13 protein-coding genes are annotated in these 15021 nt (G+C 72.6%); 7 read left to right on the top strand and 6 right to left on the bottom strand.

Translation table 11 applies throughout. From position 1 onward, the window contains the following. Positions 1-3 precede the first annotated feature (3 nt). The 3 genes from AC6JA9_RS13840 to AC6JA9_RS13830 form a co-directional block, all read right to left on the bottom strand. Positions 4-276 (bottom strand): DUF2277 domain-containing protein, encoded by a 273-nt coding sequence (locus tag AC6JA9_RS13840; RefSeq protein ID WP_046717748.1) that lies wholly within the window; start codon positions 274-276, stop codon positions 4-6. A gap of 149 nt (positions 277-425) precedes the next feature. Next, positions 426-1697, bottom strand: a complete 1272-nt coding sequence (locus AC6JA9_RS13835; RefSeq protein ID WP_223751536.1) for an RNA polymerase sigma factor — start codon at positions 1695-1697, stop codon at positions 426-428. Positions 1698-1814: 117 nt separating this feature from the next. Then, positions 1815-3149, bottom strand: a complete 1335-nt coding sequence (locus AC6JA9_RS13830) for a replication-associated recombination protein A (RefSeq protein WP_223785054.1) — start codon at positions 3147-3149, stop codon at positions 1815-1817. 234 nt (positions 3150-3383) lie between these two features. On the opposite strand from AC6JA9_RS13830, the gene AC6JA9_RS13825 reads away from it, so the two are divergent. Together AC6JA9_RS13825 and poxB are read left to right on the top strand one after the other, a co-directional pair. After that, a complete protein-coding gene (locus tag AC6JA9_RS13825; protein WP_223751534.1) occupies positions 3384-3740 on the top strand; it encodes a YciI family protein in 357 nt (118 codons plus the stop codon). A gap of 115 nt (positions 3741-3855) precedes the next feature. Then, positions 3856-5583: a ubiquinone-dependent pyruvate dehydrogenase gene (gene poxB / locus AC6JA9_RS13820; protein WP_223751533.1), complete on the top strand. Its 1728-nt coding sequence runs from the start codon at positions 3856-3858 to the stop codon at positions 5581-5583. 12 nt (positions 5584-5595) lie between these two features. Here the strand turns inward: poxB and AC6JA9_RS13815 are convergent, their stop codons facing one another. Next, the gene (locus AC6JA9_RS13815) at positions 5596-6060 is read right to left on the bottom strand and encodes a cupin domain-containing protein (RefSeq protein WP_497959902.1); all 465 of its coding nucleotides are present in this window, start codon (positions 6058-6060) and stop codon (positions 5596-5598) included. A 103-nt stretch (positions 6061-6163) separates the two neighbouring features. On the opposite strand from AC6JA9_RS13815, the gene pdxR reads away from it, so the two are divergent. Then, complete coding sequence (gene pdxR / locus AC6JA9_RS13810) at positions 6164-7591, top strand: MocR-like pyridoxine biosynthesis transcription factor PdxR (protein ID WP_497959900.1); 1428 nt, start codon at positions 6164-6166, stop codon at positions 7589-7591. A 6-nt stretch (positions 7592-7597) separates the two neighbouring features. Here the strand turns inward: pdxR and AC6JA9_RS13805 are convergent, their stop codons facing one another. After that, positions 7598-7981: a VOC family protein gene (locus AC6JA9_RS13805; protein ID WP_497959899.1), complete on the bottom strand. Its 384-nt coding sequence runs from the start codon at positions 7979-7981 to the stop codon at positions 7598-7600. Positions 7982-8087: 106 nt separating this feature from the next. Here AC6JA9_RS13805 and AC6JA9_RS13800 point away from each other — a divergent pair, with 106 nt between their 5' ends. The 4 genes from AC6JA9_RS13800 (at position 8088) to AC6JA9_RS13785 (ending at position 13625) form a co-directional block, all read left to right on the top strand. Beyond that, positions 8088-8687, top strand: coding sequence for a DUF998 domain-containing protein (locus AC6JA9_RS13800; RefSeq protein WP_223751529.1), 600 nt, complete (start codon positions 8088-8090; stop codon positions 8685-8687). A gap of 173 nt (positions 8688-8860) precedes the next feature. Further along, on the top strand, positions 8861-10201 hold the full coding sequence (locus AC6JA9_RS13795; protein WP_223751528.1) for a hydroxymethylglutaryl-CoA reductase, degradative: 1341 nt from the start codon (positions 8861-8863) through the stop codon (positions 10199-10201). Then, positions 10198-12429 (top strand): MMPL family transporter, encoded by a 2232-nt coding sequence (locus AC6JA9_RS13790; protein ID WP_473570772.1) that lies wholly within the window; start codon positions 10198-10200, stop codon positions 12427-12429. The genes AC6JA9_RS13795 and AC6JA9_RS13790 overlap by 4 nt, the downstream gene beginning before the upstream one ends. Next, positions 12426-13625, top strand: a complete 1200-nt coding sequence (locus AC6JA9_RS13785; protein ID WP_223751526.1) for a glycosyltransferase family 2 protein — start codon at positions 12426-12428, stop codon at positions 13623-13625. Before AC6JA9_RS13790 ends, AC6JA9_RS13785 begins: the two co-directional genes overlap by 4 nt. Here the strand turns inward: AC6JA9_RS13785 and AC6JA9_RS13780 are convergent. After that, positions 13622-14983 carry an FAD-dependent oxidoreductase gene (locus AC6JA9_RS13780; RefSeq protein ID WP_223785047.1) on the bottom strand — a complete coding sequence of 454 codons (1362 nt, stop codon included), beginning with the start codon at positions 14981-14983 and terminating at the stop codon, positions 13622-13624. The genes AC6JA9_RS13785 and AC6JA9_RS13780 overlap by 4 nt on opposite strands. Between the last annotated feature and the right edge of the window lie 38 nt (positions 14984-15021).

Here is a 15021-nt window from a genome sequence, read left to right as displayed (position 1 = left end):
GCCTCAGCCCGCGTCGGCGGCCTTCTTGTAGCGCAGGCGCTTGAGTGCCTCGAACCGCACCCTGTCTCTGGGGGGCGTCGTGGCCACCAGCCCGTCCAGCATCCGCTTCGAGCTCTGGTAGATCTCCTCGACGGCGACGTCGAACGCGTCCGTGTTCTGCTTCGACGGCTTGCGGGTCCCGGCGATCTTCCGGACGAACTGGAGCGCCGCCGCGCGGATGTCGTCATCCGTGGCGGGCGGGGTGAAGTTGAAGAGGGGCTTGATGTTCCGGCACATGCGCCCAGGGTAGACCATCCCGGTGCGGGTCCACCCCGCACGCGTGCTCCAGGACGGCCTCCGTCCCTCGCCGCGAGCACGGACGCTCGCTGGTCGACGCTTGCGCTGCATGGAGCGCGGAAGATTCCCGCGGGACTGCCACCCCACGCTCACGCCCTGCGGCGGGAGCAGTCCTGGGCGCGCTCCAGGAGCAGCGCCTGCTCGCGGGCATTCCGGGTCAGCGAGGCCGCCCGCTCGAACTCCTTGCGCGCCTCGTCGAAGCGCCCCAGCTTGCGCAGCAGGTCTCCGCGCACGCTCGGCAGCAGGTGGTAGTTCGCGAGCGTGGGCTCCGACGTCAGCGTGTCGACCACGGCCAGGCCCGCCGCGGGGCCATAGGCCATGGACAGGGCCACCGCGCGGTTGAGCTCCACCACCGGCGAGGGCGACAGCCGCACCAGCACGCCATACAGCGACGCGATGCGCGCCCAGTCCGTCTCCTCCGCCGTGCGTGCCCGCGCGTGGCAGGCGGCGAGCGCGGCCTGCAGCGCGTACGGGCCCTGCGCGCCGCCCAGCTTCTCCGCCCGCTCCAGCGCCGCGAGCCCGCGGCGAATCAGCAGCTGGTCCCACAGGCCCCGGTTCTGCTCGAGCAGCAGCACCGGCTCCCCGGAGGGGCCCACGCGCGCCCGCGAGCGCGACGCCTGGATCTCCATCAGCGCGACCAGGCCGTGCACCTCCGGCTCCAGGGGCGCCAGCTCGGCGAGGATGCGCCCCAGCCGCAGCGCGTCCGCGCACAGCTCCGGCCGCATCCAGTCATCGCCCGCCGTCGCCGAGTAGCCCTCGTTGAAGATGAGGTAGATGACCTCCAGGACCGACGACAGCCGCGCCGCGAGCGCCTCGCCGTGGGGCAGCTCGAAGGGCACCTTCTCCTCGGACAGCGTGCGCTTGGCGCGCACGATGCGCTGCGCGACGGTGGGCCCGGGCACCAGGAACGCGCGGGCGATCTCCTCCGTCGTCAACCCACCGAGCAGCCGGAGCGTGAGCGCGACGCGCGCCTCCGTGGAGAGGATGGGGTGGCAGGCGATGAACATCAGCCGCAGCAGGTCATCGCCCACGTCGTTGTCGAGCGCTGTGTCCAGGTCCGGCTGCCCGTGGGCCTGGTCGGACTCGAGCTCGTGTCCCAGCTCCTCGTGCTTGCGCTCGACGCGCTTGCCCCGGCGCAGCTCGTCGATGGCGCGGCGCTTGGCGGTCGCCATCAGCCACGCGCCCGGGTTGTCCGGGATGCCGCTGTCGGGCCAGCGCTCCATCGCCGCGACCAGGGCATCCTGCGCGAGCTCCTCCGCGAGCCCGACGTCGCGCACCATGCGCGTCAGGCCCGCGATGAGGCGCGCGGATTCAATCCGCCACACGGCTTCGATGGCGCGGTGTCTCTCGGGGGACGTCACGGCGCCGGACTAGAGCACCCCCGCTTCACGATGCAAGGTCGACGCGCACGTCGCGTGTCGGCCGACGACGAGGATGTCGCCTGGGTGGAGGGGGAGGCCCACATGGGCCGGGGCGCCCTACTCGCCCTTGCTCGCCTTGTCCTCGCGCCACCAGTGCGTCATGCGCTCGTGGACCTCCGCCTCGTAGCCCTCCTTGCTCGGGCGGTAGAACACGGCGCGCTCCAGCGGCGGGGGCAGGTACGTCTGTCCCGGCGCGTAGTGGTCCTTGAAGTCCCACGGCGGCTGGTAGCCCTTGCCGTGCCCCAGCTCCTTGAGCAGGTCCGTGGGCGCGTTGCGCAGGTTCAACGGCGGCCCGACGTTGGGGTTCGCCTCCAGCGCCTCCAGCGCCGCGTTCATCGCGGCATAGGCGCGGTTGCTCTTGCGCGCCGTGGCCAGGGTGATGACGGCGTGCGCGACGAACAGCCGGCCCTCCGGCATGCCCGTGGAGTGGAAGCCCTCCTCGCACGCGCGGACGATGGTGATGGCCTCCGGCATGGCCATGCCCACGTCCTCCACCGCGATGACCTTGAGCCTGCGCCACAGCGACACCACGTCGCCGGTCTGCAAGAGCTTCGCCGCCCAGAAGATGGCGCCCTGCGCGTTGGAGCCCCGACAGGACTTCTGCAGCGCGCTGAGCAGGTCGAAGTGCTGGTCCCCGTCCTTGTCGTGGCGCGACAGGCCCACGCCCACCGACTCGCGCGCGACGTCCACGGTGATTTCGCCGCCGTCGGCCGTCAGCCCCGCCGCCATCTCCAGCGCGCCCAGCGCCTTGCGCACGTCCCCCGCGCCGCCCCGCGCGAGCAGCGCCAGGGCCTCCTCCCCCACCGTCAGCCGGCGCTTGCCCAGCCCGCGCTTCTCGTCGGTGAGCGCCCGGCGCAGCGCGCCCTGGATGTCCGCGAGCGTCAGCTCCTGGAGCTGGAAGACGCGACACCGGCTGACGAGCGCGGGCCGCACCTCGAAGCTGACGTTCTCCGTCGTGGCGCCCAGCAGGATGAACAGCCCGCTCTCCACGTGGGGCAGCGCCTGCTCCTGGACGTTCTTCGCCCAGCGGTGGATTTCGTCCACGAAGAGCACCGTGCGGCGCGAGTACTGGTTGCGCGCGCGCTCGGCCTCGGCCACCACCTCGCGGATGCGCGGGATTCCGTCCGACACGGCCGACAGGATGACCAGCTCCGCGTCGACGTTGGCCGCCAGCATCCGCGCCAGCGTCGTCTTGCCCACCCCGGGCGGCCCCCAGAAGAGGGAGGACACCAGCTGCTTGCGCTCCATCAGCCCGCGCAGCGGACCTCCGGGGCCCAGCAGGTGCGCCTGCCCGATGAACTCGTCGGGCGTGCGCGGCCGCATCCGCTCAGCGAGCGGCGCGAAGCGGTTCACATCCACGGAGGCGGAGAACAGGTCGGGGCCGGCGCTCATCGCACCGCAAGCTCCCCTCTCCGAAGCGCGCGGTCAACCCTCACCCATGGTGCGGAGCGCATTCCACAGCCGTCGGAAAGCGGACACGCCGCGCGCGCCCGTCCATCCGCGCGGAAATCACACCGTGGCGTTGGCTCGCGAGCGACCAGGACCGAGCAACTCCCACCCGGGCCCCCTCGACGGCGTGTCACGGCCGCGTCGTAGTATCGCCGTCCCCAAAAAGGAGGGAGCGCGATGTCTTTCATGCTGCTGATGATGGAGGCACCCGGGAAGCGACAGGAGCGGCCGCTCGAGGAGGGCCAGAAGGCCTACGCACGGATGATGGCCTTCCAGAAGACGCTCCAGGACAAGGGCGTGCTCGTCGCCGGAGAGGCCCTCAAGCCGGACGACAACGCCATCCGCATCGAGAGCATCAATGGGCGGCGGACCGTGAGCGATGGCCCCTTCACCGAGTCGAAGGAGATCATCGGCGGCTTCTTCCTGCTCAACTGCAAGAGCCGCGACGAGGCGCTCGAATATGCCCACATGTGTCCCATGAGCGACTGGGGCATCGTCGAGCTGCGCGAGATCGCGAACAGCTGTTTCGAGTAGCCCCCCGCGTCACCGGCGAGAGGGAGCACGCTCCCACGCCCCACACCCACGGGAGCGCCCGTCACCCCGCTCCCCTGGGTTGTCCCCCGCTGTCACCCCGCCCAGCTTTGAGCCCATGAGCTCTCTCACCGTGGCGGAAGCGCTCGTTCGTGTGCTCATCGAGGCGGGGGCCGAGCGCATCTACGGCGTCGTGGGCGACAGCCTCAACCCCATCACCGACGCCGTGCGGCGCAGCGACGGGAAGCTGCGGTGGGTCCACGTGCGCCACGAGGAGGCGGGGGCCTTCGCCGCGTCCGCCGAGGCGCAGCTGAGCGGCAAGCTGGCGGTGTGCGCGGGCAGCTGCGGCCCGGGCCACCTGCACCTCATCAATGGCCTCTACGACGCGCACCGCAGCTACGCGCCCGTGCTCGCGCTCGTCTCGCACATCCCCAGCGAGCAGATCGGCACGTCCTACTTCCAGGAGACGCACCCGGAGCTGCTCTTCCGCGAGTGCAGCCACTTCTGCGAGATGGTGGCCAACCCCAAGCAGGCCCCGCGCCTGTTCCGGCTCGCCGCGCAGACGGCGCTCGCGAAGGGCGGCGTGTCCGCGGTGGTGGTGCCCGGGGACGTGGCCGCGCTCGAGGCCGGCGAGGACGTGCCCTCCACCTTCGCCACCGAGCGCCCCGTGGTGCGCCCGGCCGACGCGGAGCTGGACCGGCTCGCCGAGCTGCTCAACTCCGCCTCGCGCGTGACGGTGTTCTGCGGCAGCGGCTGCCGGGGCGCCCACGCGGAGGTGCTCGCGCTGGCGAAGCGGCTCCAGTCGCCCGTGGGCCACGCGTACCGGGGCAAGGAGTGGGTGGCCTACGACAACCCCTACGACGTGGGCATGACGGGCCTGCTCGGCTTCGGCGCCGCGTACGAGGCCATGCACGCCTGCGACGTCCTGCTGCTGCTGGGCACCGACTTCCCCTACGACGCGTTCATGCCCGTCAAACCCCAGATTGCCCAGGTCGACGTGCGGCCGGAGCACCTGGGGCGCCGCTCGCGGTTGGACCTGGGCGTCTGCGGCGACGTGCGCGAGACGCTGCGCGCGCTGCTGCCCCGCCTGGAGCAGAAGGAGGACCGGCGGCATCTCGAGGGCGCGCTGGAGGAGCTGGCCAAGGCGCGGCGCAAGCTGGACACGCACGTGCGCAACGTCGGCTCGCACCGCCCGCTGCATCCGGAGCTGGTGGCGTCGGTGCTGGACGAGGTGGCCGCCGAGGACGCCGTCTTCACCGTGGACACGGGCATGTGCAACGTGTGGTCGGCGCGCTACCTCCACGCAACGGCCGAGCGGCGCATCATCGGCTCCTTCACCCACGGCTCCATGGCCAACGCGCTGCCCCAGGCCATCGGCGCGCAGCTCCTGTACCCGGGCCGGCAGGTCATCTCCATGTCCGGCGACGGCGGCTTCGCGATGCTGATGGGGGACTTCCTCACGCTGGCGCAGTACGAGCTGCCGGTGAAGGTCGTCATCTTCAACAACAGCTCGCTGGGCATGGTGAAGCTGGAGATGCAGGTGTCGGGCTACCCGGACACGCAGACGGACCTGGTGAACCCCAACTTCGCGAAGCTGGCGGAGGCGGTGGGCGTCATGGGCCAGCGCGTGGAGGCGCCCGAGGACCTCCGGGGCGCCTTCGAGCGCGCGCTCGCCCACCCGGGGCCAGCGCTGGTCGACGTGGTCACGGACCCGCACGCGCTCTCGCTCCCGCCTCGCGTCACCATCAAGCAGGCGGCGGGCTTCGCGCTGGCCATGACGAAGCTCGTCTTCAACGGCGACGGCGGCGAGGTGGTGGACACGGTGCAGGCCCACCTGCGGCACTGACAGGGCCCCCAGTCACTCCAGGGTGGCCAGGAACGGCTGGCCGTTCGCCTCGCACCACTGGCGGTAGGACTCCAGCCGGTCCGCGGGCGCGACGTGCCGCGAGACCTGGCCGTCCGCCGTCAGGTACTCCACGCCGCCGCGCGTGTGGATGAGCAGCACGAGCGGCTCGGGGCCCGTCACCCGCCAGCTGTCGACGTTGCCGGCCGGCTCGTAGACGTAGCCCCCCGGGCCAATCACCTCGCCCGTGTCCAGCAGCTCGCGGGAGCCGGAGAGGTTGAAGGCGTGCGACTCGCCGGTGTGGCGGTGCGGGGGGATGACGGTGCCGGGCTCCAGGCGAAAGAGGTACATCCAGCCCGCGTCGTCCTTGAAGAAGCGCAGCGGCTTGAAGGAGAGGCCCGGGGAGGTCATGGGAATCCAGGGCATGCGCTCGGCGTGGACCGGCTGCGAGGCGTACGAGGACGAAGGCGTGGGGCTCATGCGGTCTCCTTGAGGAAGTGCCGACAGGGTGCCCCGTCCCTGGCCCTCTCACGGTGCCAGGACCGACGAATCTCGTTGGGCCAATCCGTGGTAGGCCTGGGCCATGGACCTGCATGTCGACCTGACGGAGCGAAGGGACCTCGCGGGGCAGGTCTACCGGGGCCTGCGAGCGCGGGTCCTCGACGGACGGCTGCGGGACGGTGAGCAGGTGCCCCCCTCGCGGGAGCTGGCCCGGCGGCTGGGCATCTCCCGCAACACGGTGAGCGTGGCCTACGAGTGGTTGATGGCGGAGGGCCTGCTCGTGAGCCGGGGTCGCGCCGGGAGCTTCATCCAGAACGCACCTCGGGAGCGCGGCGCGCGCGCGAGGGCCTCCCAGGGCGTGGAGTTGCGGCCTCGCGCGGTCTGGCGCGGGCTGCCCGCGCCCCCCGTGCCCGTCCCCGAGACGCCGTACGACTTCCGGGTGGGCTATCCGGATGCGTCGCTGTTCCCCTTCGACGCCTGGCGCCGGCTCATGGCCCGACAGTGGCGCGCCTCCGCGGCGGGCCCCGCGTACGCGGACCCGGCCGGCCATCCGGAGCTGCGCGAGGCGGTGGCCCGCCACGTGGGTGTCTCGCGAGGCGTCACCGCGGACGCGTCCGACGTGCTCATCACCCACGGCGCGCAGCAGGCCCTGGACCTGGTCGGCCGGGTGCTGCTCGAGCCCGGGGATTGCGTCGCCATGGAGGAGCCCGGCTATCCGCCCGCGCGCGCGTTGTTCCAGTCGCTCGGCGCGAGCGTGGTGCCGGTGCCCGTGGACGCGGAGGGGCTCGACGTGAGCCGCCTGCCGGACGACACGCGCGCCGTCTACGTCACCCCGTCCCACCAGTTCCCGCTGGGCATCGTCATGTCCCCGGCGCGTCGCAAGGCGCTGCTCGACTGGGCCCGGCGCCGCGACGCGGTGGTCATCGAGGATGACTACGACAGCGAGTTCCGCTTCGGCGGCCGTCCGCTGGAGACGCTCCACGGCCTGGACCGCTCGGGCCGGGTGCTCTACGTCGGCTCGTTCTCCAAGGTGCTGCTGCCCTCGCTACGGCTGGGCTTCCTCGTCGCGCCGCCCTCGCTCCGGCGGGAGCTGCGGCTGGCCAAGCAGGTGACGGACTGGCACAGCCAGCTCCCCGCGCAGGGGGCGCTCGCGCGCTTCATCGACACGGGCGCGCTGGCAAGGCACCTGCGCAAGACGCGGCGCGAGTACGAGCAGCGACACACCCGACTGGCCGAGGGCCTCGCGCGCCACTTCGCGGACACGCTCGAGCTGCTCCCCTCCGTCGCCGGTCTGCACCTGTGCGCCACCTTCACGCGGGGCGGCGCGCGGCTGGAGAAGGAGCTCACCGCCAGGGCTCACGCGGCGGGCGTCGGCGTGGAGTCGCTCTCGCGCTACTTCATGGGAGCCCCCACCCGCCATGGCTGGGTGCTGGGCTACGGCGGCGTGACGGTGCAGCGCATCGACGAGGGGCTCCGGCGCCTCCGGGCGCGGCTCCACGAAGGACGCTAGCCCGCCTCACTTCCAGACGGTCGGCGGCGGACCTTCGTCGGGTTTGTCCATCTTCACGATGCAGAAGCGATGGCCCGTGGGCGCCTCCATGACCCACCAGCGCTTCACCCAGCCGATGCGCTTCGCTCCCAAGGCCTCCAGGCGCGCGGCCTCGGCGTCCTGGTCATCCGCCTCGACGTCCAGGTGGACACGGGAGGGGTGGGTGACCCGCTGCAGCCCGACGCTCAGCCCCGCGGCAGTGCCCTCGAGGCCCACGTACTCGGAGGTCTCCCCGACTTCGTGCCCCCCCACCGGGAGCCCCAGCGCCTGGCTCCAGAAGGTGGCGGCGGAGAGCAGCTCCCCCGTCTCGCAATCGATGATGAGGCCCGAGAGACGACTGCGGTGCGCCATGACGCCCTCCGCTCGATGAGGTTCCCGCGCAATCTGACAACGCCCCAGGCACCGGTCTACCCCCGCCGGCTTTCGTCCGGGACGCCGCCGCCTTGATACTCCTTCAATGGTCCCGTGGATTCTCCCCAGCGCGTTGCTCGTCGTGGCTCTCGGCGTCCTGCCGCCCTTCTGGTTCGCGCGGAACAGGCCCGGCTACAGCCACGTGAGGAACACCATCAGCGAGCTGGGTGAGACGGGCGCCCCGGGGGCCGCCCGCGCGGGGTGGCTCGGCTTCGCGCCCGCGGGCCTGGCCGTCCTGGGTTTCTGCGCCCTGCTCCACGCGTACCTCACCGCCCAGGGCGAGGGGGGCACCGGGGCCGTGCTGCTGTCGCTGCTGGGCGTCAGCTACGTGGGCGCCGCCGTGTTCCCTTGTGACGCGGGCGCGCCGTTCTGGGGCACGTGGAAGAACCAGATGCACCACCTGGTGGCGGGCCTGGGCTACTTCGGCGCGGGCGGCGGCCTCATCGAAATGGAGCGCGTGTTCGAGGACGTGCCGGCGCTCACCTCGCTCACCCCGGTGACGGGCGCGCTGGGCAAGCTCGTGCTGCTCGGCATGGTGGGCCTGTCCTTCGACTCCCCGGTGCGAGGGCTCCTCCAGCGCGCGGTGGAGGCGCTCGTGTTCGGATGGATGGTGGCCGTGGGAGTGTGGCTGATGCTCGCCCACTGAGCACGGCCATCGCCCCATGAGGAGGGGCAGGCGGGCGACGGGCGCGGCATCGCCCTCGCCACGCAAGTCCACTGCCGGATTCCACGCGGCCCCAAGGACTGGGTGCCCTGCCCAACCGCTCCGGTCGTCACCAGTTCCCATGGTGCTCGATGGTCGGAGCCACAGGGGGGGGCATGGGGGAAGTCAACGACGAGTCGGTGCAGGTGCCATCGGCGACGCGGTCTTCTCGCCTGCCGGGCTTCCACCAACGCAGCATGGAGGAGCGCTGGCGCGAGCTGGCGCTACGCGGAGACCTCACGCCCGAGGAGCTGCGCGTGCTGTGCGCGCTGGACGCGCCGCACCTCGACGTCGTCAACCAGATGATCGAGAACGCCGTCGGCGTGTTCGCCCTGCCCCTGGGCCTGGGGCTGAACCTCACCGTCAACGGGCGCGACCACCTGGTGCCCATGGTCGTGGAGGAGCCGTCCGTCATCGCCGCGGTATCCCTCGCCTCGAAGCTGGTGCGCGACGCAGGCGGGTTCCTCGCCGAGGCGAACACCTCGATGATGATTGGCCAGGTGCAGCTGACCGGCTACGGCGACCCGGAGCTCGCTCGCGCCCGGCTGCTCGCGGGGAGGGAGCAGCTGCTCGCGCTCGCCAACAGCTTCCATCCCTCGCTCGTGAAGCGCGGCGGTGGCGCGTGTGACCTGCAGGTCCGCATCCTCCCCGCGCCCGAGGGCCCCCACGCGGAGCCGCTCCTCATCGTCCACCTGCTGGTGGACACCCAGGAGGCCATGGGCGCCAACCTCATCAACACCATGGCGGAGGGCATCGCGCCGCTCGTCGAGCAGCTCACGGGGGGACGGGTGTATCTGCGCATCCTCTCCAACCTCGCCGACCAGCGACTGGCGCGGGCCTCCTGCCGCCTCCCCGTGGCGTCGCTGTCGGGGCTGGGCATGTCCGGCGAGGACATCGCGGAGGGCATCCTCCAGGCGGGTCGCTTCGCCCGGGCCGACCCCTACCGCGCCGCGACGCACAACAAGGGCGTGATGAACGGCATCGACGCGGTGGCCATCGCCACGGGGCAGGACTGGCGCGCCATCGAAGCCGGTGCGCACGCCTATGCATGCCGGGAGGGCCACTACGGCCCCCTGACGAACTGGACGATGGAGGATGGGCACCTGGTGGGCCGCATCGAGCTGCCGCTGGCGCTGGGCCTGGTGGGGGGCCCCATCAAGGTGCACCCCGGCGCGCAGCTGGGGCTGAAGCTGCTGGGCGTGAGCACCGTGCGCGAGCTGGCCATGGTGTTCGCGGCGGTGGGCCTGGCACAGAACCTGGCGGCGGTGCGCGCGCTGGGCTCGGTGGGCATCCAGAAGGGCCACATGGCCATGCACGCCCGGTGCGTCGCGGTGACGGCGGGCGCTCGCGGCGCGGACGTGGAGAAGGTGGTCCGGCTGCTGATGGAGCGCGGCAACATCAAGGTGGAGACGGCGCGCGAAATCCTCGCCTCCCTCCAGGTCCCCTCGCCCCCATGAGCGCGGAGACGACGTCCCCCTCCCTGTTCGCCCGGCTCGCCCTGGGCGTGCATCGGCACCGGCGGGCGGTGCTGGTGGGCGCTGTCGTGTTCCTGCTCGCGGCCATCTGGGTGCTGAGCCGAGGCGGTCACCTCACCACCGGCACCATCGACGGCATCGAGGCCGCGCGGGCCGAGGCCCTGGCCCGGCCCGCCACGGCGGGCTCCACGGACCAGACGCTGGCCGTCATCTTCCACCACGACACCTGGACGGCGAAGCAGCCGCGCTTCACCCAGGCGATGACGGACGTGCTCGAGCGCGTGCGGCGGCTGCCGGAGGTGGAGTCGGTGGTGTCCCCGGTGGGCGCGCCCGAGGCGCTGGGCGCGCGCTTCGTGTCGGCCACGGGGCACGACGTGCTGGCGCTGGTGCGCTTGAAGGGCGGGGAGCGCGAGGCCGTGGCCGCGTTCCCCACCGTGCGCGCGGCCCTGGATGACCCGCGGCTGGAGACGACGCAGACGGGCAAGGTGGCCTTCCTCGCCGCGCTCAACCAACTGCTGGAGCACGACCTGCTGCGCGCGGAGCTCATCTCGTTCCCGCTGGCGCTGCTGGTGCTCCTGTGGGTGTTCCGCACGGTGGTGGCCGCGATGCTGCCGCTGGTGGTGGGCGGGCTCGCGGTGCTCTGCGGCGTGGCGGGGGTGCTGCTGCTCTCGCGCGTCACGAACATGGCGCAGTACACGCTCAACGTGGTGTCGCTCATCGGGCTGGGCGTGGCCATCGACTACTCGCTCTTCATCGTGAGCCGCTTCCGGGGCGAGCTCGCCGAGGGGCTGTCGACGCAGGCCGCGCTGGCGCGCACGCTGGACACGGCCGGGCGCGCGGTGGCGTTCTCGGGCCTGGCCGTCACGGTGGGCCTGGCGGGGCTGCTCTTCTTCCACGGCTCGTACCTGAGCGCCATGGGCCTGGGCGGCGCGCTCGTCGTGGCCTTCGCGGTGCTCTTCGCGCTCACCGTGCTGCCCGCGCTCTTGTCCTGGCTGGGGCCCCGGGTGGACAAGGGGCGGCTGCCCTTCGGGCGCGGCACGGGGCGCGTCGGCGTGTGGCACGCGCTGGCCACCTGGGTGATGAAGCATCCGTGGCTGGTGCTGCTGCCCACGCTCGCGCTGCTGCTCGCCATGGGGTTGCCCTTCCGACGTCTGGAGCTGGCCGCGACGGACATCACCGCGCTGCCTCCTGGCACCGAGGCCCGGCAGGGCGCGCAGACGCTGGCGCGGCTGTTCCCACGCGAGGCCGCCACGCGCGTGCTGGTGGCGGTGGAGTTCCCTTCCGGGGATGCGCTCACGGCCGAGCGAAGCGCCGCCCTCTTCGACGCGAGCCGGCGCATGGCCGCGCTGCCCGGCGTGGTGGGCGTGGAGAGCGCGGTGGACCTGTCGCCCGGCCTGGACAAGGCCACCTATCAGCAGATGGCCGCCGCGCCCCCGGAGCTGCTGCCCGCCGAGGTGCGCGCCGCTCGCGAGGCGTACCGCGCGGGCAGCGTCGCCGTGCTCCAGGTGCTCACGTCCGCGCCGCCCAGCAGCCACCAGGCGCGGGAGCTGGTCCGGGCGCTGCGCCAGGAGCGCACGGTGGGGGACGGGACGCTCCTCGTGGGCGGACAGACGGCCACGGACGTGGACGCGACGGAGTTCCTCAAGGAGAACACGCCGGCCGCGGTGGGCTTCGTGATGGGGATGACGTGCATCGTGCTCTACGTGCTGCTGCGCTCCGTGGTGCTGCCGCTCAAGGCGCTGCTGATGAACCTGCTGTCGCTGGCGGGCTCGTTCGGCGCGCTGGTGTGGATATTCCAGGAGGGGCACCTGCACCGGCTCCTGCGCTTCGAGCCCGGGCCCATCGAGCCGTCGCTGCCCATCCTGTTGTTCTGCGCCTTGTTCGGGCTGTCCATGGACTACGAGGTGCTGCTGCTCAGCCGCATCCGCGAGGAGTGGCTGCGCACGGGTGACAACACCCACGCGGTGGCCGAGGGCCTGGAGCGCACCGGTGGGCTCATCACCAGCGCGGCGGCCATCATGGTGGCCGTCTTCGCGGCGTTCGCGCTGGCCTCGGTGGTGGTGGTGAAGGCGATGGGGTTGGGCATGGCCATCGCCGTGGCGCTGGATGCCACGCTGGTCCGGGTGCTCATCGTCCCCGCGATGATGCGGCTGATGGGGGACTGGAACTGGTGGGCGCCCGGAGCGAGGGGACGGGGGGAGAGGCGATGAGCGCACGGGACATCGCGTGGGTGGCGGCGGGAGCGGCGGCGCTGGGCGTGCTGGCCCACGGACACCGGGGACTGATGGCGGGCGTGCGACGGCGCCGCGCGCCCCCCACCGCCCCCTTCGAGCCACCGTCGGTGACGCTCATCCGTCCCATCCGGGGACTGGATGTGGAGGCGCGCGAGAACGTCCGCGCGTTGCTCGCCCTGGACTACCCGGGCGAGTGGGAGGTGCTCCTCGTCTTCGACAGCGCCGAGGACCCCGCCTTCGCCATCACCCAGGACGAGCTGGGTCGTCATCCGACGCGCGCGAAGCGGGTGGAGCTGCTCGTGGCGGGAGAGCCGCCGCCGGGGATGACGGGGAAGCTCAACGCCATGCAGCTGGGCGTGTCACGCGCCCGGGGCACGCTCTTGGCCTTCAGCGACTCCGACACGCGGCCCGAGCCGGGCGTGCTCACGGCGCTGGTGGGCGCGCTGCTGGAGGACGCGCGGACGGGCGCCACGTTCGCGCCCGTGTACGCGGCGGCCAGGGCACCCCTCGCGGGGGACGTGGGCTACGGGCTGCTGGTGAATGCCTGGTACGGCGCGTCCGTGGCGCGCGCGGCGGAGCCCGACGGCGCCCTGCCCTTCATCATGGGCCAGCTGATGGTGTTCCGTCGGGAGGCGCTCCAGGACATCGGCGGCGTGGGCTCGGCCGCCGGCCAGTTCGTGGATGACATGTACCTGGGGCGCAGGCTCCACGAGGCGGGGTGGAAGAACCGCGTCATCCACGCGCCCCTGCGCATCGTCACGGGGAACCTGGAGCTGAAGGCCTTCCTGCGCATCTTCCGGCGCTGGGTGCTCTTCTCGGAGGCGGGGCTCCCCTGGAGCTTCGCGCGCCCCAACTGGGTGCGCGGGGTGATGGGTTGGCTTTCGTGGGGGGGCCTGGCGGCGGCCGTCAGTCGTCGGGCCTGGGGACACGCGGCCGCGGCGGCGCTGCCCATCGGCTTCTCCGTGTGGAGCCAGCTGCGGCTGCAGCGGGCCTGCCATGGGCCGCGCGTCTCCCCCCGACACTACTGGGTGCCGGCGGTGCTGCCGCTGCTGGGCGCGGGCGTGGCGCTGTCCGCGAGGGTGTCACGCGACGTGGACTGGCGCGGCCGGAGCTACCGGCTGGACGCGCGAGCGGCCCTGGGTGGCGCGCTGCCCGCGCGGACGAGCCCCTAGGCGGAACGGCGGACGCGGCGATGCCACCAACTTCCCACCTGCTCCAGCGTACTCGCCACGGCGCCCCGCAGCGGTGGCCCGGCGGAGCGAAGCAGCGGCACGGCCGCGCGGGCACGGACGTCCCGCCGCCGCCCCGGCCGCAACGTCACCAGCGCGTGGCCGACGACGCAGAGGTATTCGCGCGCGAGCACCCGCATGCGCGACTCCTCGGACGAGAGCAGGGACATGGAGACGCGGGCACCTCGCGGGCTGTGCTCCCAGTAGCGCAGGAGCCCTCGCCGCAGGGCCCTCATGCCCGCGTCCTGCCCCGCGCAGGCGTCGTAGAGCGACGCGGCGAGCTGGACGCGGGTGCGCTGCGCGGGCCGCCGCTCGCAGGCATAGCGCTCCAGGGCCCGGGGGATGTCCTCGGGGTGGTGGCGCAGCGCCCGCTGGAGCGCTCGCGCGTCATCGAAGCACGAGGCCATGCCGCTCCCGGTGAGCGGGTGGCAGCAGGACGCGGCGTCGCCCACGAGCACGGCGCTCCCCTTCCACACCGTCCGCGACAACCGGTCGTCGTTGGAGGCCATGCGGGGTGTCGCGCTCGCGTCCAGCGCCCGTCGGACCTCCGCGCTCAGCGCGGATGGCAACGTGGCCAGCCATTCCGGGCGCTCCCGCAGGGTCTGGGCGGTGCTGCCCAGGGGGAGGTCCACCATCACCCGCGCCACGTCCGGCTGGATGGCATAGGCCAGCGCGTACAGCGGCCCTCCGACGAACTGATGTCCATGGTCGGGACGCGGCAGGCAGGCGCTGTCCACGGTGAGCCCCAGCATGGTGGAGATGCGCGTGAAGCGCTCGGAGATACCCAGCATCCGCCGCACGGGCGACGCGCGCCCGTCCGCGGCCACCAGCATCCGGGCGCCCACCGCGTGCTCGACGCCTTCGTGGAGGAAGCGCAGCCGGACACCGCGCGCGTCGTTGTGCTCCACCGACGTCACGCGGGAGCGGGCCTGGACGGTGACGCCCGGCCGCCGGGCCACGGCCCGCAGCAGCGGCTCGGTGAGCTCGGCGTGCTCGAGCGACATGCCCGTGGCGCCCCGCGCATAGGGCAGGACGACGGTGCGGGCGGGCGCGGCGAAGAAGACGGCGAAGCCTCGCACGGGGCGCGACGTCCAGCCTTCGACGACGTCACCGAAGCCCAGCTCCCGCAGCGCGCTCACGGCGGTGGGGTGCAAGAGCTCCCCCGACAGTTGTCGGTGCCGGTCCACGCCCGCGTCCACCAGCAGGACGGACCGCCCCAGTTCGGCGAGCGCCGCCGCCGCCGCGCACCCCGCGGGGCCGCCGCCCACCACCACCACATCGAAGTCCCAAGGGCCTCCCATGACGCAACAACTGCGCATGGCCCCGGCCCGACGCAGAG

The sequence above is a fragment of the Myxococcus sp. MH1 genome, assembly GCF_059738865.1.
The sequence above is the reverse complement of the archived record's forward strand: the minus strand, read 5'-3'. Positions and strand labels throughout refer to the sequence as shown.